Below are 20545 nucleotides of genomic sequence, written 5' to 3'. Positions count from 1 at the left end.
ATCATAAGCAGACTTTGGAGATGCCGGAGCTATTACCACCCGCACCTATGGTTCCTCCGGTGCGTTCCCGCCGCTCCTACTCCTCCGGGGGCAGCCCCAGCACCAGTCCGGCCTCGGCGACCGGTGCGCCGCCCTGGGTGCTCGGACTGCGCCGGGTACGGGCCTCGACCCACCGGGCCAGCCAGGAGAGCGCCAGGCACATCCCGATGTAGATCGGCGAGATCACCATCACCACGGGGATGAACGGCAGGTCGTAGTCGAGGTTGGTGGCGATCAGCTTGCCCGCGTGCAGGAACTCCTCGTAGGTGATCAGGAAGCCCAGCGAGGTGTCCTTGAGCGCCACCACCAGCTGGCTGATGATGGCCGGCAGCATCGCCCGGTTGGCCTGCGGCACCAGCACGTAGGACATCACCTGGGTCTTGCGCATGCCCAGCGCGTACGCCGCCTCGCGCTGCCCGGCGGGCACCGCGAGCACACCGGCCCGGAACACCTCGGCCAGCACCGAGCCGTTGTACAGCACCAGACCGGCCACCAGCGCCCAGAGCGGTTCCACCTTGAGCGCGACGAAGATGAAGAAGATCATCACCAGCACCGGCATGGCTCGGAAGAACTCCACCACCAGGGTGGAGAGCCAGCGCACCACCCGGTGGTCGGAGAGCCGCCCGGCCGCGAACAGCGCGCCGAACGGCAGCGCGAACAGCACCGTCCATCCGAAGGCCTTGAGCGTGTTCCCCAGCCCGCGCAGCAGCAGGTCCTGCACGCCCTCGTACTCGAAGGCCGTCCACTTCTGGTACGTGAACTGCTCGGTGTGGAACAGCATGTAGACGATCCACCCGATCAGCGCGACGATCGCGACCAGCGCGATCAGCCCGTACAGCCGGTGCCGGGCCAGCGCCTTGGGGCCGGGGATGTCGTAGAGCGCCGAGGATTCCACCGTCATCGCGACACCGCCACTCGTCGTTCCAGCACGTTGAAGAGCGCGCTGACGGCCAGGGTGATGATCAGGTAGCCGACGGCGATCCAGACGAAGGTCCAGATGATGCTGTATCCCAGCTCGTTGATGGTCCGGTAGCTGCCGAGCAGTTCGGTCACGCTGAACGAGCCGGCGATCGCGGTGTTCTTGGCCAGCGCGATCATCACACTGCCGATCGGGGCGACCACCGACCGGTACGCCTGCGGCAGCACCACCAGGCTCATCGTCTGCCCGAAGGTCATGCCCAGGCTCCGGGCCGCCTCGCCCTGGCCGCTGGGCACGGTGTTGACCCCCGCGCGCATCGCCTCGCAGACGAACGCCGAGGTGTAGCAGCCGAGCGCGAGCACCGCGAAGGTGAAGAACGGCAGCGTGATGTCGAACCGCGGCAGGCCCAGCACCACGATGAAGAAGAGCAGGGTCAGCGGGGTGTTGCGCAGCAGCGTCACCCAGACCGTCCCGAACACCCGCAGCGGCCGCACCGGCGAGACCCGGAAGCCGGCGATCAGCACGCCCAGCACCAGGGCGAGCACGGCGCTCACCACGAACAGCGAGAGGGTGCCGAGGAAGCCCTCCCAGTAGGTCGACCAGTTGTCGGTCAGCGTTTTCACGGGGCGGCCCTCTCAGTACCGGTCGATCGGCGGCGGGGCCGGCGCGGGCACCCCGGACAGGCCGAGGGTGGCGTCGTAGGCCCGCTTCCAGTCACCGTTCTCCTCGTGGTGCGCCAGGGCGTCGTCCAGCGCGTAGCGCAGCACGGTGTCGTCCTTCGGCGTCCCGATCCCGTACGGCTCCTGGGAGAACAGCGGCCCGACCACCTTGAGCTCGTCCGGCACCTTGGCCGCGTAGCCCATCAGGATCGTGTTGTCCGTGGTGACGGCGTCCACCTGGCCGGTGATCAGGTTGTCCACGCAGGCCGAGTAGGTGTCGTAGCCGATCAGCTTGACGTCGGGGTACTGCTTCTGGATCCGCTGGTACGGGGTGGAGCCCGCCGCCGAGCAGACCTTCTTGCCGTTCAGGTCCTCCGGGCCGTGGATGGTGTCGTTGTTCTCGCGCACCAGCAGCGACTGGCCGGCCAGGTAGTACGGCCCCGCGAAGCCGACCAGCTTCTTGCGGTTGTCGTTGATGGTGTAGGTGCCGACGTAGTAGTCCACCTGCCCGTTCTGCAGGGCGGTCTCCCGGTTGGCGGAGGCGATCGTCCGGAACTCGATCCGGTCGGGCGCGAAGCCCAGGTCGGCGCCGACCATCTTGGCGATCTCGATGTCGAAGCCGGAGTACTCCCCGGTGGCCGGGTTCTTCTGCCCGAGGTAGGGCTGGTCCTCCTTGGCCCCCACCACCAGGTGGCCCCGGGCGCGCGCCGCGTCCAGGGTGGGCGAACCGGTGATGCCGGCGGCGTCCCGCACCTGGTAGCTGGGCAGCGCGCTGGGCTGCGGACCCTTCGGCGGCGGGGTGCCCTCCTTGCCGCAGCCGGCCAGCAGCACGATCAGGGCCGCGGCGGCGAGCATCCACTTCCTCGTCACGGCGCCCGCCTCAGTGCTTCAGGATCTTGGACAGGAAGTCCCGGGCGCGCTCGCTCTCCGGCGCGCCGAAGAAGTCCTCGGGGGCACGGTCCTCGACGATCCGCCCGTCGGCCATGAACACCACCCGATTGGCCGACGCGCGGGCGAACCCCATCTCGTGGGTGACCACCACCATGGTCATGCCCTCGTGCGCGAGCTGGCGCATCACGTCCAGCACCTCGTTGATCATCTCGGGGTCGAGGGCGGAGGTGGGCTCGTCGAAGAGCAGTGCCTTGGGCTCCATGGCGAGCGCCCGGGCGATCGCGACGCGCTGCTGCTGGCCCCCGGAGAGCTGCGCCGGGTACTTGTCCGCCTGGGCGACCAGCCCGACCCGCTCCAGCAGGGCCCGGGACTTCGCGTCCGCCTCCGCGCGCGGCCGGCCGCGGACCTTGATCTGCGCCAGCGAGACGTTCTGCAGCACGGTCTTGTGGGAGAACAGGTTGAAGGACTGGAAGACCATCCCGACGTCCGCGCGCAGCAGGGCGAGCCCCTTGCCCTCCGCGGGCAGCGGTTTGCCGTCGATCGAGATGCTGCCCGACTCGATCGGCTCCAGGCGGTTGATCGCCCGGCAGAGCGTGGACTTGCCGGAGCCGGAGGGCCCGATCACCACCACGACCTCGCCGCGTCCCACCGTCAGCTCGATGTCCTGCAGCACGTGCAGCTCGCCGAAGTGCTTGTTGACGCCCCGCAGCTCGATCAGCGGCTCGAAGGCGGACGCCCCCGGCGGTGCCGTCACTTGGTGCTCCGCCCCTTCAGCAACCACCCCAGCGCACCACCCGCGAGCAGGGTGGCGAGCAGCGCGATCCAGAGCGGCGCGGTCACGGTGAACACCCAGAACTGGATCTTCACCTTGTCGAGGTTGGCGAACAGGAACCACACCGCGAGCACGACGATGACGCCGATCCCGATGTACCGGGTGGGGACGCCACCGATCTCGCTGCGCCGGGTGCTGGAGGAGCCGTCTGAAATCTTGGTCACACGCGCAGTCTGCGGGCCGATCGACCGACTTGTCCGGTTACGCGCCCGGGAGTAACCCGCACGGGGCAACCCTGCCCCGTGCGGGTTTGCGCTGTGTCACCGGGAGCGGCCGGCCACCGGTGGCCGGTCGGGGCCGGTCGGGGCAGCAGAGCGCCCGGGGGGCCGCTGCCGCCCCCGGTTACCGCTCGTCCCGCCAGGACCGCCAGAGCGCCGCGTACGGACCGCCCGCGGCGACCAGCTCCGGATGGCTGCCGTACTCGCTGATCCGCCCGCCCTCGACCACGGCGATCACGTCGGCGTCGTGGGCGGTGTGCAGCCGGTGCGCGATGGCGATCACCGTCCGGCCCTCCAGCACCCGCGAGAGCGAGCGCTCCAGGTGCCGGGCGGCCCTCGGGTCCAGCAGCGAGGTGGCCTCGTCCAGGACCAGGGTGTGCGGGTCGGCCAGCACCAGTCGGGCCAGCGCGAGTTGCTGCGCCTGCGGAGCGGTCAGCGCGGTGCCGCCCGAGCCGACCTCGGTGTCCAGCCCCTGCGCCAGCGCGTCAACCCACTCCCCGGCGTCCACCGCGTCCAGCGCGGCGCGCAGCTCGGTGTCGGCGGCGTCCGGCGCCGCGAGGCGCAGGTTGTCCCGCAGGGTGCCGACGAAGACGTGGTGCTCCTGGTTGACCAGGGCCACCTCGGCCCGGACCCGCTCGGCCGGCATCCGCGAGAGCGGCGCCCCGCCCAGCGTCACGCTGCCCCGGCCGGGCGCGTAGATCCCGGCCAGCAGCCGCCCCAGGGTGGACTTGCCCGCACCGGAGGGACCGACCAGGGCGACCCGGCTGCCCGGGGCGACGTCCAGGCTGATCCCGTGCAGCACGTCGGCGCCCTCGCGGTAGCCGAACCGGACCTCGTCGGCCCGCACGTGCCGGCCGTCCGGGTGGGCGGACTCGTCGCTCTCGTGCTCGGGCACCTCGCGGACCCCGACCAGTCGCGCCAGCGAGGCCTGCCCGATCTGCAGCTCGTCGTACCAGCGCAGGATCAGGTCGACCGGGCCGGTGAGCGCCTGGGCGTAGAGCACCCCGGTGGTCAGCTGGCCGACGGTGATCCAGCCCTCCAGCGTGAACAGGCCGCCGAGCACCAGCGTCCCGAGCACGGCCAGGGTGTAGACCGCGTCGATGGTCGGGAACCAGACCGAGCGCAGCCAGAGGGTGTACCGCTCCCAGGCGAGCCACTCGCCGAGCTTGCGGTCGGTGAGCCGGACCCGGTCGTCGCCCAGGCGCAGCGTCTCGACCGTCCGCCCGGCGTCGACCGTCTCGGCCAGCACGGTGTTGACCGCGGCGTAGCCGGCCGACTCGTTGCGGTAGGACTGCGGGGCCCGCCGGAAGTACCAGCGCGAGCTGGCCAGCAGCAGCGGCAGGCCGATCAGCGAGGTGAGCGCGAGCAGTGGTGAGGTCACCACCAGGGCGCCGAGCACCAGCAGCAGCGAGACCACGGCGACGGCCAGCTCGGGCACCGCCTCGCGGACCGACTTGTCCAGCCGGTCGATGTCGGTGGTGCCCCGGGAGACGAGGTCCCCGGTGCCGGCCCGCTCCAGCACACCGGTCGGCAGCGTCACCGACCGGACCAGGAAGTCCTCCCGGAGGTCGGCCAGCACCCGCTCGCCGAGGACGCTGCCGCGCAGCCGGGACCACCAGGTGAAGGCCGACTGCACCACCAGGGCCAGCAGGTACCAGGCGACGGCCACCGCGATGGTGGACCCGGCGGTGCCGGTGGCCAGCGACTCGACCAGCGTGCCGAGCACCCAGGGCCCGACCAGGCCGGCCACGGTGGCCACCGAGTGCAGGCCCACCACGGCGCCGAAGCCGGCGCGGTGCCGCCGGGCGAGCAGCCGCAGGTAGGCGCGGACGGTGGCCGGCGAGCCGACCGGCAGGGTGGTGGCCGGTCCCTGCTCCTGATGGGCGGGGGGCTTCATGCGGTGCTCCTCGGCTGGGCGGGGCGGCGGACGGGTGCGGGGCTCATACGCCCTCCCCGACGGCGACCGGTTCCTCGTCGCGGGTGACCACGGCGCGGTAGGCGGGCTCGGTGCGCATCAGCTCGCGGTGGCGGCCGGCCGCGACGGCCCGGCCGCCCTGGAGCAGCACCACCCGGTCCGCCTGGTCGAGCAGCAGCGGGCTGGTGGCGAACACCACCGTGGTGCGCCCCTCGCGGCTCGCACGCAGCCCGGTGGCGATCCGGGACTCGGTGTGGGCGTCGACCGCGCTGGTGGGCTCGTCCAGGACGAGCACCGGCGGGTCGGCCAGCAGGGCGCGGGCCAGCGCCAGCCGCTGGCGCTGGCCGCCGGAGAGCGAGCGGCCGCGCTCGGTGATCCCGGCCCGCATGGCGTCCCCCGCGCACTCGGGCGAGCCGTCCACCAGCGCGTCCAGGACGTCCTCGGCGCGGGCGGCGGCCAGCGCCTCGGCGGGGGTGACCCGGCCCGAGGCGGGGATGTCGAAGAGCTCGGCCAGCGTGCCGGAGAGCAGCACCGGCTCCTTGTCGTGGACCAGCACCGCCGCCCGGGCCTCGGCCAGCGGCACGGCGTCCAGCTCGGTGCCGCCGAGCCGGACGGAGGGCTGCGCCCGCTCCCCCTCGCCCAGCGGGACGTGCCCGCCGAGCCGGCCGGCCAGCGCCCCGGCGAAGTCCGGGTCGCCGCAGACGACGGCGGTCAGCTCACCGGCCCGCAGCGTCAGCCCGGTCACCGGGTCGAACAGGTCGGCCCGGCCCGGCCCGGTGAGCACGGCCTCGGCGGTGCCGGTCGTCCGGCTGAGCGAGAGCACCCGGACGGCCCGCCCCGCGGAGACCCGGGCGACGCTCCAGGCGTGCGCGGCCTCGCCGAGGATGCGCAGCGGCGCGGCCAGGTAGGCGGTGGCGCCGTACACCGCGACGAGGGTGCCGATGCCGATCTCCCCGTCCGCGGCCAGCCGGGCCCCGTACCAGGTGACGCCGACCACGAAGAGGCCCGGCAGCAGGACCTGCTGGGCCTGCATCAGCGACCAGACCCGGGCCGAGCGGACGGCGGCCGCGCGGACCTTCTGGGAGGCCGCCCGGTAGCGGTCGAGGAACAGCTCCTCGCCGCCGATGCCGCGGAGCACCCGGAGCCCGGCCACGGTGTCGGCGGCCAGCTCCGTCGCCTTGCCGCCGAGCGCGCGCTGTTCGGAGTAGCGCCGCTCGAAGGGGCCGAGCAGCGGCCAGACGGAGGCGGCCAGCACCGGAACGCCGAGCAGCACGGCGAGGCCGAGCACGGGCTCGGCGACCAGCACCGCGGCGCTGACCGCCAGCCAGACCAGCACCGCGCCGCGGAGCCGGGCGACCAGCTCGACGTACCAGCCGATCTTCTCGACGTCCCCGCTGCCGACGGCGACGATCTCACCGGTGGCGATCCGCCGGGACAGCCCGGCGCCCAGGTGGGAGGCCTGACGGGAGACCAGTTGGCGGACCTGGGTGGCGGCGTGGATCCAGTTCCACACCGCCTGGCGGTGCAGCATGACGGCACCGAAGGCGGCGACGACGGCCAGGGCCAGCACGGCGGCACCGGCCCACCGGAGGCCGGCGGCGTCGCCGTCCACGGCGGCCTGGACACCGAGGCCCACCGGGAGCGGCAGGGCCGCCCGGCTGCCCATCTCCAGCAGCGACCAGCAGGTGGCGAGCACCTGCCCGCGCCGCTGGCTGCGCTGCAGCCAGCGCAGGAAGGCGAGGGGGGAGGAGAGATCCGGGTCGCCGGGATCGGCCAGCGGCAGGGTCTTGAGCGGCATGACGCTCCGTCGGGGGTGGTGCGGGCGAATGGCGACGACGTGCTCGTCGCGCGGTGGCGCCGGGAGCACGTGGTGGGGGAAGGGGAGGATGGGGCCGGTGCTGTCACGGCCGGGGGGCTGCTCAGGAGGTCATGGCAGCGAGCCTGCCAAGGCGACTGTGAGCTGCGCAACAGGTTTTCCGCGTCGCGCGCCCCCTCCCGGACCTCCTGCGCACGCCGGTACAACGCGTCAGAAAATTCTTTGCCCGGCCGGGAACAATCCGGACAACGGGCAGGTTGGTCCACACGAACCTATGGACAACCAGGAGGGCACCCCTTCCCGTGAGCACCATTCCCAGCGTCACCCTCAACAACGGCTCGCAGATCCCGCAGCTGGGCTTCGGCGTGTGGCAGGTCCCGGACGCCGAGGCCACGGCCGCCGTCCGCACCGCCGTCGAGTCGGGCTACCGCTCGATCGACACCGCGGCGATCTACGAGAACGAGGCCGGCACCGGCCGGGCGATCGGCGAGGCGATCGCGGGCGGCGGCGTCGCCCGTGCGGACCTCTACGTCACCACCAAGCTCTGGAACTCGGGCACCCGCGACTGGTCCGGCCCGCAGGGCCGGGACGCGGTGCTGCGCGAGTTCGACGCCTCGCTGGCCAAGCTCGGCCTGGAGTACCTCGACCTCTACCTGATCCACTGGCCGCGCCCGATGCACGGCACCTTCCCGAACGTCTGGAAGGCCTTCGAGCAGCTCCTGGCCGACGGCCGGGTCAAGTCGATCGGCGTCTCGAACTTCGGGGCCGAGCAGCTCACCCGCCTGCTCGACGAGGCCTCGGTCGTGCCGGCCCTGAACCAGGTCGAGCTGCACCCGTACTTCCCGCAGGACGAGCTGCGCGCCTTCCACGCCCGGCACGGCATCGCCACCGAGGCCTGGAGCCCGCTGGGCCAGGGCAAGGAGCTGCTCGCCGAGCCGGTGCTGGCGCAGATCGCCGAGAAGCACGGCCGCACGGTCGCCCAGGTGGTGCTCCGCTGGCACCTGCAGAGCGGCGTCGTCGCGATCCCGAAGTCGGTCACCCCCTCCCGGATCAAGGAGAACCTGGACGTGGCCGGCTTCGAGCTGGACGCGGCCGACCTCGCCGCGATCGCCGGCCTCGCCACCGGCGTGCGGATCGGTCCGGACCCGCAGGAGTTCGACTGGAGCTGACACCCTCGGTGAGCACGGCGCCGTCGCCGTGCTCCTGAAGGGCCGTCAACACCGAAGGCCGCCTTCCCGCATTCGGGTCGGCGGCCTTCGGTACGTTGGCGAATCGTTTTGGCTGGATTTCGAAGGCGAAGGCTAGAGCCTGGCCGCCTTGGCGATCAGCGCCATCGCCGGTTCGTGCTCGTCCTCGTCCAGCGGACCGAGCAGCAGCCGCTGGACCTCGGCGACGCCCGCGGCCGAACGGTGCAGCAGGTCCTGACCCGCCGGCGAGAGCGACAGCAGGTTGCGCCGCCCGTCCGAAGGGTCGCGCCGGCGCTGCACCAGGCCGCGCCGGACGAGCCGGCTGACCATCTCGGCCATCGTGGCCTTGTCCAGCGAGGCCAGCTCACCGACCGTGCGCTGGTCCGCGCCCGGTTCCAGTTCGAGGGCGTCGAGCACCGCGTACTGCGGCGCCGTCAGCTCCGAACCGACGTGCTCCGACCAGAGCTTGGTGTGCACCTGCTGGCTCACCCTGATCAGATAGCCGATCGCCCGCTGGGCGTCCAGCATCGGCCGCGCGTCGGTGAGGACGGCGACCGCAGCGGGTTCAAGCCTGGCTATCTTGGCCATCACCCGGACAATCTCCAGCTGCTCCTCGGCCGCGAGCGGCTCGAAGAGCGTGCGCTGCACACGGACCACTCCGCCGGTGGCCTCGCGCACCGCCTGTGCGCCGCTCTGCGAGAGAGCGAGCAGTTTGCGCCGGCCGTCGGCCGGATCGCGGCGTCGCAACACCAGGCCGCGCCGGACGAGCCGGGCGACCATCTCGGCCATCGTGGCCTTGTCCAGCGAGGCGCGCTCGCCGACCGTCCGCTGGTCAGCACCCGGTTCGAGGGCGAGGACCAGCAGAACGGCGAACTGCGGAGCCGTGAGATCGGCTCCGACGTGTTCGGACCACAGACGGGTGTGTACCTGCTGTGCAACGCGGATCAGGTGCCCGGGCGACTGCTGCAGTCGCGCGGACACGCGGGTCGTCGGGATCTCCCCCAGCACCATGTATCCGTCCCGATGTCACACCCGGTGTGTGTGGGACACCCGGGTGGGGCAGTAACGGCGAGTGGGCGTCCCGCTGTGAGGGAGGGCGCTCCAGCCGTGCAGCCGGTGGCTGCTGGCGGACACTATACAAACGGCTGGCCCTTGCTGGCAGGCGGGGGCGGATAGTAGACGCAGGTTCGGCAACATTGGCATATTTACGCGCCGTGCCGACCCGTGGGTAACCCGTTCGCAGGAGAAAGCCGACCGGCCGGTCCTTACCCTCGGTCACCTGCGCCTTCCGCCCTGGCCGCGCACCCTACTCGCCGGTAGGGTGTGGCCCACTCAGCGGTCCACCCTCCGCCGGGCGACTCCTAGGGAGCCTCCCGGCGAGATCCCAGAGAGACGAGAGCGAGCATGACCGAGCAGAGCACCGCCCCCAGGGTCGCCGTCGTCACCGGCGCCGCACGCGGCCTGGGCGCCGCCACCGCCGAGCGGCTGGCGGCCGACGGCTACGCCGTCGCCGTGCTGGACCTGGAGGAGGCGGCCGGCCAGGACGCCGTCGACCGGATCACCGCCGCCGGCGGCCGGGCGATCGCCGTCGGAGCGGACGTCGCGGACGCCGGACAGGTGCAGGCCGCCGTGGACCGGATCGCCGCCGAACTCGGCCCGCCGGTCGTCCTCGTGAACAACGCGGGCGTGCTGCGCGACAACCTGATCTTCAAGATGTCCGAGTCCGACTGGGACACGGTCATGAACGTTCACCTCCGCGGCGCCTTCCTGATGACCCGCGCGGTGCAGAAGCACATGGTGGACGCGGGCTTCGGCCGCGTGATCAACCTGTCCTCCTCCTCGGCCCAGGGCAACCGCGGCCAGGCCAACTACTCCGCCGCGAAGGCCGGTCTGCAGGGCTTCACCAAGACCCTCGCCATCGAACTCGGCCGCTTCGGCGTCACCGCCAACGCGGTCGCCCCCGGATTCATCGCCACCGACATGACGGCGGCCACCGCCGCCCGGGTCGGGATGGAGTTCGAGGAGTTCAAGAAGGCCGCCGCTTCGCAGATCCCGGTCCAGCGGGTCGGTGTGCCCGAGGACGTCGCGCACACCATCTCGTTCCTGGCGAGCGAGGGCGCCGGATTCGTCTCCGGCCAGGTCATCTACGTGGCCGGCGGTCCCCTCGACTGAGCCATCGAACCTACACAGGGTTACCACGGAGTGGGAACCGGCGTGGCCGGTCTCCCACTCCGTGTGTTTTGCCCGCCCTTGGGAATGGGCGATCGGTGTTCGCTTGAACATTCGATAGGGGAATATCGGGAAATCGGACCGGAGCGAGGGCGATCCGGTCATTCAAACGCCGCTCCGAAGAATTCCGAATTCCACCGGGAGTCACGCCGGTCCACTGGGTAGGGTCACCCGCGTGCGAGCGCCGAGTGAATTGCAGGAGAACCCGACCAGCCGCGGCAAGCGCTCCCGCCGCACCTCCGGAGAACCCGGCTGGCCCCCGCTCGGCCGACGCCGCGCGGGGCTGCTGGCCCTCACCTCGCTCGGCTACCTGATGGTGGTGGCGGGCGTCCTCCTCGACACCCCGCTGGTCGACCTCGACTGGGCGGTGCGCCTCGCCCGCCCCTACGAACGGTGGCCCGGGCCGCAGCCGCTGCTCGACAACTGGGTGGTGGCCGGGCAGCGCGGCCCGTCCGCCGTCGCGGCCTTCGCCTGGCTCGGCTGGCGCGCCCTCCGGCTGCGGCGCCTGCGCCCGCTGCTGGTGATGGGGGCGGCCCTGCTGCTGCTCAACGTCACGGTGGGCGCGGTGAAGATCGTCACCGGCCGGCTGGGCCCGCACTACGCGCACTACGTCGGCTCGCCCGAACTCTTCTCCGGCGGCACCATATTCCCCTCCGGACACACCGCCAACGCGGTGGTCACCTGGGGCGTCCTGGCCTACCTGGCGGTCCGGTGGCGGCGCGGCGGCGCGGTGCTCGCCGGCGCCACCGCCACTTCGGTCGGGCTCACCACGATCTACCTGGGCACCCACTGGGTCACCGACGTCCTGGCCGGCTGGGCCGCGGGCCTGCTGGTGCTGCTCTCGCTGCCCCTGCTGGAGCCCCTGGTGACCGCCCTCGAACAGCGGACCGCCCGGCGCCGGGGGCCGGCGCTCACCCCTCCCAGCTGCGTTCCACGACCCCGTCGCGCACCGCGAGGTTGAGCCGCCCCTCGCGGTGGTCCATGGTCATCATCGCCCCCGGCTGGAGGACCCGCACCGAGGTCCAGCCGTCCCGGTGGGCCAGCTCCCGCGCCCGCTCGACCCGCAGGCCCGCGTAGCCCTCCGCGTCCGCTTCCGGCATCGCCACTCCCCCACTCGTACCCGGACGTACGCTGGAATCGTAGACCGGATCCCGCCCGACGGGAGGTGCGCGGGTATGCGAGCCACGACGCCGCGGCGCTGGCGCAGCGGCACCGAACCCAGGACCGCCCGGAGCGACCTCAAACTGCGCTATCTGCTCTCCCTGACCTTCACCCCGCTGTTCGCCGTCGCGACGGTGGCTTTCGCGATATGGGCCGCCAACGCCCCGGCGTACGGCGCGCCCGGCCGGGGCACGCTCACCGGATTCGCGGTGGCCTGCGGGCTCCTCACCCTGTTCGCCGTGGTCGATCTCGTCATCGTCATCCGGCGCCGCCGGACCGAGCTCTGACGCGGTGTCTCCCACGGAGTGGGAAGTCGGCCCGGCCGACTTCCCACTCCGCCGCGGCCCGGCCCGCTCAGCGGTTGCCGACCGCCTGCTTCACCAGCGTCCGCCCGAAGTCCCACATCAGGCCGCTCCCGCGGTGCGCGTCGTCCATCACGTCGGTGAAGGCGTCGATGAACCGGTCCACGTCCCGGTCGGTGATGATCAGCGGCGGGATCAGCTTGATCACCTCCAGGTGGTCGCCGGAGACCTGGGTGAGGATCCGGTGCCGCTGCAGCAGCGGGACGACCACCATCTGGGCGAACAGGCCCTTGCGGGCCGCCTGCAGCGCCGTCCACCCGGTCCGCAGCTTCAGCGACTTCGGCCGGCCGAACTCGATGCCGACCATCAGGCCCCGGCCGCGGACCTCGGCCAGCAGCTCGTACCGGTCGACCAGCGCCGCCAGCCGCTCCCGGAACCTGTCCCCGACGGCGCGGGCGTTCTCCACCACCTTCTCGTCCCGCATCACCTCCAGGGTCGCCAGGCCCGCCGCCATCGCCTGCGCGTTGGAGCCGAAGCTGGCCGAGTGCACCAGCACCCGGTCCATCGAGGAGTAGACCTTCTCGAAGATCCAGCCCTTGCCGAGCGTCGCCCCGACCGGGACGTAGCCGCCGGAGAGCGCCTTGGCCGCGCAGACCAGGTCGGGCAGCACGCCCTCCTCGTGCTGGTAGGCGAAGAACTCCCCGGTCCGGCCGATGCCGGTCTGCACCTCGTCGCAGATCAGCAGCGCCTTGTGCTCGTGCAGGAGTTCCTGTGCCGCCCGCAGCCAGCCGGGTGGCGGGGCCAGCACGCCCTTGCCCTGGATCGGCTCCACGATCAGGGCCGCGACGTCGCCCTTCTTCAGCTCCTTGGCCAGTGCCCCGAGGTCGCCGAGCGGGATCGCGGTGTCCGGCAGCAGCGGATCGAAGCCCTTGCGGAACCCGCTCTCGCCGTTGACCGAGAGCGAACCGGTGGTCAGCCCGTGGAAGGCGTGGTCGGCGTAGAGCACGCGCCGGCGCCCGGTGGCGTAGCGGGCGAACTTCAGCGCCGTCTCGACCGCCTCGGTGCCGCTGTTGCCGAAGAAGACCCGATCCAGCCCCGGCGTGTACGAGAGCAGCCGCTCCGCGAGCAGGCCGGGCAGCGGCGAGCAGTCGAACCGGACCAGGTCCGGCAGGTCGAGGTCCATCACCTGCTGGACGGCGCCGCGCACCACCGGGTGGTGCCGGCCGAGCGCGAAGATGCCGAACCCGGCGAGCATGTCGAGGTACTCGTTGCCCTCGGCGTCGTAGAAGTACGGGCCCTCGGCGCGCTCGTAGTACTTGTCGAAGCCGATGGTGTGCAGCATCCGCGGCAGCTGCGGATTCAGGTGGCGGCTGTGCAGCTCGTACCGTTCGCCCCCGCGCTCGGCGAGCAGGGCGGCGAGGTCGAAGCGGGCTTCGTTGCCGGGGTCAGCCTGCATGGCGCTGGTTCGCTCCTCGGGTCGGTAGCAGGTTCTTGGCGAAGGCCGCGGTCTGCGCGGCGACCCCGGTGCCGGTCAGCCCGGTCTCCTCCAGGATCTCGCCCCGGGCGGCGTGGCCGAGGAACTCCTGCGGCAGGCCGAGCACCCGCACCGGGACGTCCACGTCGGCGTCCCGCAGCGCCTGGGCGACCGCCGCGCCGACGCCGCCGGTCCGGCCGTTGTCCTCGACCGTGACGACCAGCCGGTGCGCGGCGGCCAGCGCGGGCAGGGCCGGGTCGACCGGCTTGACCCAGCGCGGGTCGACCACCGTCGCGGTGAACCCCTCGGCCAGCAGCAGGCGCGCCGCGTCCAGCCCGGCGCCCGCCATGGTGCCCACCGCGACCAGCAGGATCTCCGGCAGCTCTCCGGTCCGCAGCAGCACGTCGACGCCGCCGATCCGCTCCACGGCCGGGACGGCCGGCCCGATGTTCCCCTTGGGGAAGCGGACCACCGTCGGCGCGTCCGTCACCTCCACCGCCTCGCGCAGCTGGGCCCGCAGCTGGTCGGCGTCGCGCGGGGCCGCCAGCCGCAGGCCGGGGACGACCTGGAGGATCGACATGTCCCACATGCCGTTGTGCGAGGCGCCGTCCGGCCCGGTCACCCCGGAGCGGTCGAGGACGAAGGTCACGCCCAGCCGGTGCAGGGCGACGTCCATCAGGACCTGGTCGAAGGCCCGGTTGAGGAAGGTCGCGTAGACCGCGACCACCGGGTGCAGCCCGCCGGTGGCCAGCCCCGCCGCACTGGTCACGGCGTGCTGCTCGGCGATCCCCACGTCGAAGGTCCGCTCCGGGTGGGCCTTGGCGAACTTGGCCAGCCCGACCGGCTGGAGCATCGCGGCGGTGATCGCGACCACGTCCGGCCGCTCGGCGCCCAGCGCGAGCATCTCCTCGCCGAACACCGACGTCCAGGAGACCCCCGCACTGGGCGCGATGGGCAGGCAGGTGTACGGGTCGATCGGGTTGACGGCGTGGAAGCGGTCCGCCTCGTCCTGCTCGGCCGGACCGTAGCCGCGGCCCTTCACGGTCAGGCAGTGGACGATGACCGGGCCGCCGAAGCCGCGAGCCTGGCGCAGCGCCTGCTCGACGGCGCCCAGGTCGTGGCCGTCGATCGGGCCGAGGTACTTGAGCCCGAGGTCCTCGAACATGCCCTGCGGGGCGAAGGCGTCCTTGAACCCCTTCTTGGCGCCGTGCAGCGCGTCGAAGATCGGCTGCCCGACCAGCGGGGTGCGCTGCAGCGCTTCCTTGCCGAGGGCGAGGAAGCGCTCGTACCCCTGGGTGGTGCGCAGCGTGGCGAGGTGGTGGGCGAGGCCGCCGATGGTCCTGGCGTAGGAGCGCTCGTTGTCGTTGACGACGATCACCAGCGGGCGGTCCCGCGCCTCGGCGATGTTGTTGAGCGCCTCCCAGGCGAGCCCGCCGGTGAGCGCGCCGTCACCGATCACCGCGACGGTCTGCCGGTCGTGCTGGCCGAGCAACTGGGCGGCCTTGGCGAGGCCGTCGGCGTAGGAGAGGGCGGTGGAGGCGTGCGAGTTCTCGACCAGGTCGTGCTCGGACTCCGCGCGCGAGGGATAGCCGGACAGGCCGCCCCTGGAACGCAGTTTCGAGAAGTCCTGCCGCCCGGTGAGCAGTTTGTGGACGTAGCTCTGATGGCCGGTGTCCCAGACGATCCGGTCGTAGGGCGAGTCGAACACCCGGTGCAGCGCGATGGTCAGCTCCACGACCCCGAGGTTCGGGCCGAGGTGGCCTCCGGTCCGGGTGACGGCATCGATCAGGAAGGCGCGGATCTCGTCGGCGAGGAGTGGGAGGTCGGCGGCCGGGATCTTTCTGAGGTCGGCCGGGGACGTGACGCCGGAGAGCAGTGGCATGTGTTCACCTCACGACTCGGAGCAGTGCTGTGGTGCCCCCCTGTGGCAGGACCGCCCGGCACGGGGGCGACCCCGTGCCGGGCGGGGCGCGGTCAGTGACCGCGGTTGGCGCCGACGGTCTCCGTGAGCGCGCGCAGCGACTCCTTGAGCGAGCCCATGGTGGCGAGGACGGCGGTCGGCTCGTAGCCGCAGTGCGCCATGCAGTTGGCGCAGCGGGCGTCCTTGCCGCGGCCGTACTTCGACCAGTCGGTCTTCTCGATCAGTTCGCGGTAGGTGGGCACGTACCCGTCGGCCATCAGGTAGCAGGGGCGTTGCCAGCCGAAGAGCGAGTAGTTGGGGATGCCCCAGGCGGTGCACTCGAAATCGACCTTGCCCTCCAGGAAGTCCAGGAAGAGCGGGCTGTGGTTGAGCCGCCAGCGGCGCCGGTTGCCGCCGGAGAAGGTCTTGCGGAAGAGCTCCCTGGTCTGCTCCACGCCGAGGAAGTGCTCCTGGTCGGGCGCCTTCTCGTAGGCGAACGCCGGGGAGATCATCATCTCGTCGACCTTGAGGTCGTCGTTGAGGTAGTCCAGTACGTCGATGATGGTCTGCGGGGTGTCGGTGTTGAAGAAGGTGCTGTTGGTGGTGACCCGGAAGCCGCGCCGCTTGGCCTCCTTGATCGCCTCCACCGCCTCGTCGAAGGTCCCCTCCTTGGCCACCGAGGCGTCGTGCCGCTCGCGCAGCCCGTCGATGTGCACGGTGAAGGTGAAGTACGGCGAGGGGGTGAACTTGTCCAGCTTCTTGCGCAGCAGCAGCGCGTTGGTGCAGAGGAAGACGTACTTGCGGCGCGCCACCAGCTGGCGGACGATCTCGTCGATCTGCGGGTGCATCAGCGGCTCGCCGCCGGCGATCGAGACCATCGGGGCGCCCGACTCCAGCACCGCGCCGACCGCCTGGGCGACCGGCATCCGCTGCTTCAGCACACCCGCCGGGTGCTGGATCTTGCCGCACCCCTCACAGGCGAGGTTGCAGGCGAAGAGCGGCTCCAGCTCGACGATCAGTGGGAACTTGTCCCGCCGCTTGAGCTTCTGCTGCATGAGGTAGGTGCCGACCCGCACGGTTTGGCGCAACGGCATGGCCATGGCTAGCTCGCCTCCTGAGGGAGCGTCGAGGGTGTGGGGTGGTTGAGGCTTGCGGACCGCGGGCCTGCCTGCCGCGGCCGGTTCTGCTGGTGCCAGTCGACCAGCGCGGGCACGGTGGCGCGCAGCGTCCGCCAGGCGCGGACGCCGGCCGGCAGGGTGCCCGGGCGCAGCAGCTCGCGCTCGGGGGTGTCGACCACCACCCGCAGGACGGCGGCGGGCAGGGCCGGGCGGATCTCCTGGAGGGCGGCGAGGACCGCCGCGGCCTCCATGTCGACGGCGAGTGCGCCCTGCAGGTGCAGGGCGCGCCGCTCCAGACCGCGCACCACGTGGTCGGCGGTGTGGTGCACGCCGGTGTGGACCGTCAGCCCACGCGTCTTCAGCGCCCGGCTGAGCTCGGGCCCGGAGTCGACCGCGAAGAGGTTCCCCTCGGCATCGCGCACGCCGTCCGCAACGATCACGTCACCGGGTGTTATTCCCGGCGCGACGGCCGCGCCGAATCCGGCCACCACGACGGCGCCGTAGCCGCCGGGCGCCGAGGTGAGCAGCCGTCTGACCGTGTGGGCGGCCCGGCGGCGACCGACACCGGTGCGGACCAGTACCGGCGGCCCGCCGGCGGCGCCGCGCCAGTCCCCTCCACGCAGGGCCCAGACCTCGGGGCCGAGTGCGCAGAGCACCAGCAGCGGAGCGGGCTTCACCGGGCCGCCCCGATCACCGGGCTGCCGCCGGCCGGGGCGCCCTTGGCGCCGGGGACGCTGTCCCGGCCGGTGGCGGGAGTGCCGTGCAGGTACCGGCCGAGCGCGGTGACCGGGAAGACCAGCCGGTAGAGGTGGTAGTTGATGGAGAAGTCCCACGGGAAGCCCGTCCCGGTGAACTGCGGCTCGTCCCAGGTGCCCTCGGGCAGCTGGGTGCGGGCCAGCCAGTCGACCCCGCGCACGACCGCCGGGTTGGCCCGGCCGTCCGGGCCCTCGCCGGCCGCGAGCAGCGCCATCAGCGCCCACGCGGTCTGCGAGGCGGTGGAGTCGCCGCGCCCGGCCCAGCGGGCCGGGTCCTCGTAGGAGCGCATGTCCTCGCCCCAGCCGCCGTCGGTGTTCTGCCGGTCCTCCAGCCAGCGGACGGCGCGGCGGATCGCCGGGTGCTCGTCCGGGACGCCGGCCGCGACCAGGGCGGGCAGCACCGAGCCGGTGCCGTAGATGTAGTTGGTGCCCCAGCGGCCGAACCAGGAGCCGTCGGCCTCCTGGTTGCGCAGCAGCCACTCCACGCCCCGGCGGGTGCGGGGGTCCTTGCCCTTGCCGACCTCGGCGAGCATCTCCACCACGTGGGCGGTGACGTCGGCGGACGGCGGGTCGACCACCTCGCCGAAGTCGCAGAACGGCAGCTTGTTGGGCAGGGTGCTGGTGTTGTCGACGTCGAAGGCGCCCCAGGCGCCGTTCTTGGACTGCATGCCGAGGTTCCAGCCGACCCCGCGGTCGACCGCGCCGGTCACCTTGGCGGGATCGGGGTGGGCCACCCGACGCAGGGCGAGCACCACCTCGGCGGTGTCGTCGATGTCGGGGTAGGTGTCGTTCTCGAATTCGAACGCCCAGCCGCCGGGGGCGAGCGAGGGCCGCTGGACGGACCAGTCGCCGCGCCGGGTGATCTCCTCGGCGAGCATCCAGTCGACGGCCGAGACCAGCGCGGGGTGATCGGCCGGCAGCCCGGCGTCGGCCAGCGCGATGGTGGCCAGGCAGGTGTCCCAGACCGGGGACTGGCAGGCCTCCAGCCAGCGCCGGCCGTCCGCGGTGTGCACGGTGAAGCGGTCGAAGGAGGAGAGCCCGGCCTGCATCACCGGATGGTCGAGTTCGTAGCCCTCCAGGTGCAGGGCGATCAGCGAGTAGACGGCGGGCGGCTGGATCCCGCCCCAGCAGCCGTCCGCCTCCTGCCGCTCGACGATCCAGCGGCAGGCCTGCGAGAGGGCGAGCCGGCGCAGTGGGCGCAGCGCCCGGCGGTGGTAGGCGTGCAGCACCTTGTCCAGGCGTTCGAAGACGCCGTCCCAGGTGGTGGCGGGGGCGAGCGGGCGCTCGGGGAAGGGGTGCTCCGGGTCGGTGTGCAACTCGGTCAGCGGGAACGGCGCGGGGCGCACCGGGCGGTGCGCCGAGACGATGGTGAGCGGCACGATGGTCTGCCGGGCCCAGCATCCGAAGGCGTAGATGTTCAGCGGGAGCCACTTGGGCAGGAAGATGATCTCCGGTGGCATCTCGGGCAGCCGCGCCCAGGGCCACCAGCCGAAGAGGGCCAGCCAGATCCGGGTGAAGACCCGGGCGGCCGCGATGCCGCCGGCGGACCGGACGTAGCGGGCGGCGGCGAGCATGTGCGGGGCGTCGGGATCGTCACCGGCGAGCTTGAGCGCGACGTAGGCCTCGACCGTGGTGGAGAGCTCCGCCGGTCCGCCGTGGAAGGTGGACCAGGTGCCGTCCTCCCGTTGCTGGGAGCGGATCCACTCGGCGGTGGCCTTGGTCTGCTCCTCCGTCCGGATCCCGAGGAACTGCCGGAGCAGTAAATCCTCGGCGTCCATGGTGACGTTGGTCTCCAGGTCGCCCTTCCACCAGCCCTCGGAGCTCTGCAGCGAGAGCAGGTGGGTGGTGGCGCGCGCCAGTGCCTCCTCGGCCGAGAGCGGACCGTCCTGCTCCTGGTCGGGCCGGTCGGCCGACCGCCCGGCGCTCAGCAGCGCCGGGGGGCGGTCGCCCACCGCGACCGGCTCGGAATCGTACTCAGGGTCGAGCCGGCCGTCCGCGGTTGCTGTCAACGTAACGTCACCTCTCTCGTACCACCACGAATTCGGCGAGTGCGACGAAGTGCTCGCGCACCACATCGGGCATGGGCACCTCGTCCAGAGCGGCGAGGGCAGTCGTGTGCTGGCGGCGGGCCTCCTCCTGGGTCCAGGCGCGGCCGCCGGCCTCCTCGATCAGCGCGGCGCGGGCGGCGAGCTCGGGCTCGCTCTCCTCGCCGCGCCCCGAGGGGTCGGCCAGCTGTTCGGCGAGCCGGCGCGAGGCCGAGCCGCCCTCGGCGAGGGCCGCGGCCACCGGCAGGGACTTCTTGCGCTGGCGGAGGTCCCCCCAGTGCGGCTTTCCGGTGACCTCGGTGGCGCCCCAGATGCCGAGCAGGTCGTCCACCGCCTGGAAGGCCAGTCCGAGGTGGTGGCCGTAGCGCTGGAGGGCGTCCGAGACCCGGTCGTCGGCGCCGGCCAGGACGGCGCCGATCGCGGAGGCGGCGGCGAGCAGGGCGGCGGTCTTGCCACCCTCCATCTCCAGGCACTCGGCGACGGTGACGCTGTCCCGCTGTTCGAAGGCGACGTCCATGGCCTGGCCGTCGATGAGCCGACGGGTGGCGGTGGTGAGGAGCCGGACGGCGCGCGCGGCGTCGGTGGGGCTCGTGCCACCGGCGGTGGCCGCGTCGAGCAGCACCTCGGTACCGAGCGTCGCCAGGGCGTCGCCCACCAGGATCGCCTGGGCCGGTCCGAAGACCGTCCAGGCGGTGGCCCGGTGCCGTCTGGTCTCGTCACCGTCCATCAGATCATCATGGAGCAGGGAGAAGTTGTGCACCAGTTCAACGGCCACCCCACCGGGCACACCGGCCTCCGCCGGGGCGCCGACGGCCTGGGCCGAGAGCAGCGCCAGGGCGGGGCGCACGGCCTTGCCGCCGTCCCCCGCGGCCGGCGTGCCGTCCCGGTCGATCCAGCCGAAGTGGTAGGCCCCGACGGTGTCCATCGGTGCGGCCAAACGGGCGACGGCGGCCCGCAACGGCGGGGTGCAGAGCGTGCGGCTGCGGGCGAGCAGCTCCGGCACCGAGACCGGTTCGGCGTGCGCCGTGCCTCCGACGGCAGTGCCGGTGCGTGACTCCACGTGCGTTCCCTCTCCCTGGTGGTGC

General features: G+C 72.4%; 19 protein-coding genes. 4 read left to right on the top strand and 15 right to left on the bottom strand.

The genetic code is table 11. The annotated features are described in order from the left end of the window. Nucleotides 1–76: 76 nt before the first annotated feature. From ACZ34W_RS16545 to ACZ34W_RS16515, 7 genes are all read right to left on the bottom strand, one after another. Nucleotides 77–940, bottom strand: coding sequence for an amino acid ABC transporter permease (locus tag ACZ34W_RS16545; protein ID WP_465604622.1), 864 nt, complete (start codon nt 938–940; stop codon nt 77–79). Beyond that, nucleotides 937–1581, bottom strand: coding sequence for an amino acid ABC transporter permease (locus ACZ34W_RS16540; RefSeq protein WP_329490737.1), 645 nt, complete (start codon nt 1579–1581; stop codon nt 937–939). The genes ACZ34W_RS16545 and ACZ34W_RS16540 overlap by 4 nt, the downstream gene beginning before the upstream one ends. 12 nt (nt 1582–1593) lie before the next feature. Continuing rightward, nucleotides 1594–2472 (bottom strand): glutamate ABC transporter substrate-binding protein, encoded by an 879-nt coding sequence (locus tag ACZ34W_RS16535; protein WP_465604717.1) that lies wholly within the window; start codon nt 2470–2472, stop codon nt 1594–1596. Nucleotides 2473–2497: 25 nt separating this feature from the next. After that, nucleotides 2498–3262, bottom strand: a complete 765-nt coding sequence (locus ACZ34W_RS16530; RefSeq protein ID WP_359806889.1) for an amino acid ABC transporter ATP-binding protein — start codon at nt 3260–3262, stop codon at nt 2498–2500. Beyond that, nucleotides 3259–3504, bottom strand: coding sequence for a LapA family protein (locus ACZ34W_RS16525; protein WP_329490736.1), 246 nt, complete (start codon nt 3502–3504; stop codon nt 3259–3261). The genes ACZ34W_RS16530 and ACZ34W_RS16525 overlap by 4 nt, the downstream gene beginning before the upstream one ends. A gap of 178 nt (nt 3505–3682) precedes the next feature. Then, the gene (locus ACZ34W_RS16520; protein WP_465604616.1) at nt 3683–5455 is read right to left on the bottom strand and encodes an ABC transporter ATP-binding protein; all 1773 of its coding nucleotides are present in this window, start codon (nt 5453–5455) and stop codon (nt 3683–3685) included. 43 nt (nt 5456–5498) lie between these two features. Then, nucleotides 5499–7271 carry an ABC transporter transmembrane domain-containing protein gene (locus ACZ34W_RS16515; protein WP_465604613.1) on the bottom strand — a complete coding sequence of 591 codons (1773 nt, stop codon included), beginning with the start codon at nt 7269–7271 and terminating at the stop codon, nt 5499–5501. Nucleotides 7272–7591: 320 nt separating this feature from the next. On the opposite strand from ACZ34W_RS16515, the gene ACZ34W_RS16510 reads away from it, so the two are divergent. Beyond that, complete coding sequence (locus ACZ34W_RS16510; RefSeq protein WP_465604610.1) at nt 7592–8458, top strand: aldo/keto reductase; 867 nt, start codon at nt 7592–7594, stop codon at nt 8456–8458. A gap of 132 nt (nt 8459–8590) precedes the next feature. Here the strand turns inward: ACZ34W_RS16510 and ACZ34W_RS16505 are convergent, their stop codons facing one another. After that, nucleotides 8591–9457, bottom strand: a complete 867-nt coding sequence (locus ACZ34W_RS16505; protein WP_465604607.1) for a MarR family winged helix-turn-helix transcriptional regulator — start codon at nt 9455–9457, stop codon at nt 8591–8593. A gap of 423 nt (nt 9458–9880) precedes the next feature. Here ACZ34W_RS16505 and fabG point away from each other — a divergent pair, with 423 nt between their 5' ends. Together fabG and ACZ34W_RS16495 are read left to right on the top strand one after the other, a co-directional pair. Next, nucleotides 9881–10648, top strand: a complete 768-nt coding sequence (gene fabG, locus ACZ34W_RS16500) for a 3-oxoacyl-ACP reductase FabG (protein ID WP_465604604.1) — start codon at nt 9881–9883, stop codon at nt 10646–10648. Between the two features lie 232 nt (nt 10649–10880). Then, nucleotides 10881–11666: a phosphatase PAP2 family protein gene (locus tag ACZ34W_RS16495; protein ID WP_465604601.1), complete on the top strand. Its 786-nt coding sequence runs from the start codon at nt 10881–10883 to the stop codon at nt 11664–11666. Here the strand turns inward: ACZ34W_RS16495 and ACZ34W_RS16490 are convergent. Further along, on the bottom strand, nt 11617–11805 hold the full coding sequence (locus tag ACZ34W_RS16490; RefSeq protein ID WP_329490729.1) for an I78 family peptidase inhibitor: 189 nt from the start codon (nt 11803–11805) through the stop codon (nt 11617–11619). The two genes, ACZ34W_RS16495 and ACZ34W_RS16490, sit on opposite strands and share 50 nt — an antisense overlap. Nucleotides 11806–11880: 75 nt before the next feature. Between ACZ34W_RS16490 and ACZ34W_RS16485 the strand changes: the two genes are divergently transcribed. Beyond that, a complete protein-coding gene (locus ACZ34W_RS16485; protein ID WP_465604597.1) occupies nt 11881–12153 on the top strand; it encodes a DUF6343 family protein in 273 nt (90 codons plus the stop codon). 67 nt (nt 12154–12220) lie between these two features. Here the strand turns inward: ACZ34W_RS16485 and ACZ34W_RS16480 are convergent, their stop codons facing one another. The 6 genes from ACZ34W_RS16480 to ACZ34W_RS16455 form a co-directional block, all read right to left on the bottom strand. Then, nucleotides 12221–13624 (bottom strand): aspartate aminotransferase family protein, encoded by a 1404-nt coding sequence (locus ACZ34W_RS16480; protein ID WP_465604594.1) that lies wholly within the window; start codon nt 13622–13624, stop codon nt 12221–12223. Continuing rightward, nucleotides 13614–15524, bottom strand: coding sequence for a 1-deoxy-D-xylulose-5-phosphate synthase (gene dxs, locus ACZ34W_RS16475; RefSeq protein ID WP_465604591.1), 1911 nt, complete (start codon nt 15522–15524; stop codon nt 13614–13616). Before dxs ends, ACZ34W_RS16480 begins: the two co-directional genes overlap by 11 nt. A 92-nt stretch (nt 15525–15616) precedes the next feature. Continuing rightward, nucleotides 15617–16642 (bottom strand): adenosyl-hopene transferase HpnH, encoded by a 1026-nt coding sequence (gene hpnH, locus ACZ34W_RS16470; protein WP_329490725.1) that lies wholly within the window; start codon nt 16640–16642, stop codon nt 15617–15619. Nucleotides 16643–16644: 2 nt separating this feature from the next. After that, a complete protein-coding gene (locus tag ACZ34W_RS16465) occupies nt 16645–17337 on the bottom strand; it encodes a 5'-methylthioadenosine/S-adenosylhomocysteine nucleosidase family protein (RefSeq protein WP_465604587.1) in 693 nt (230 codons plus the stop codon). Further along, a complete protein-coding gene (gene shc / locus ACZ34W_RS16460; RefSeq protein ID WP_465604584.1) occupies nt 17334–19424 on the bottom strand; it encodes a squalene--hopene cyclase in 2091 nt (696 codons plus the stop codon). Before shc ends, ACZ34W_RS16465 begins: the two co-directional genes overlap by 4 nt. Nucleotides 19425–19431: 7 nt before the next feature. Continuing rightward, nucleotides 19432–20520: a polyprenyl synthetase family protein gene (locus ACZ34W_RS16455; RefSeq protein ID WP_442906885.1), complete on the bottom strand. Its 1089-nt coding sequence runs from the start codon at nt 20518–20520 to the stop codon at nt 19432–19434. Nucleotides 20521–20545: the final 25 nt, after the last annotated feature.

This window comes from Kitasatospora sp. NPDC022856 (assembly GCF_055561235.1).
The sequence above is the reverse complement of the archived record's forward strand: the minus strand, read 5'-3'. Positions and strand labels throughout refer to the sequence as shown.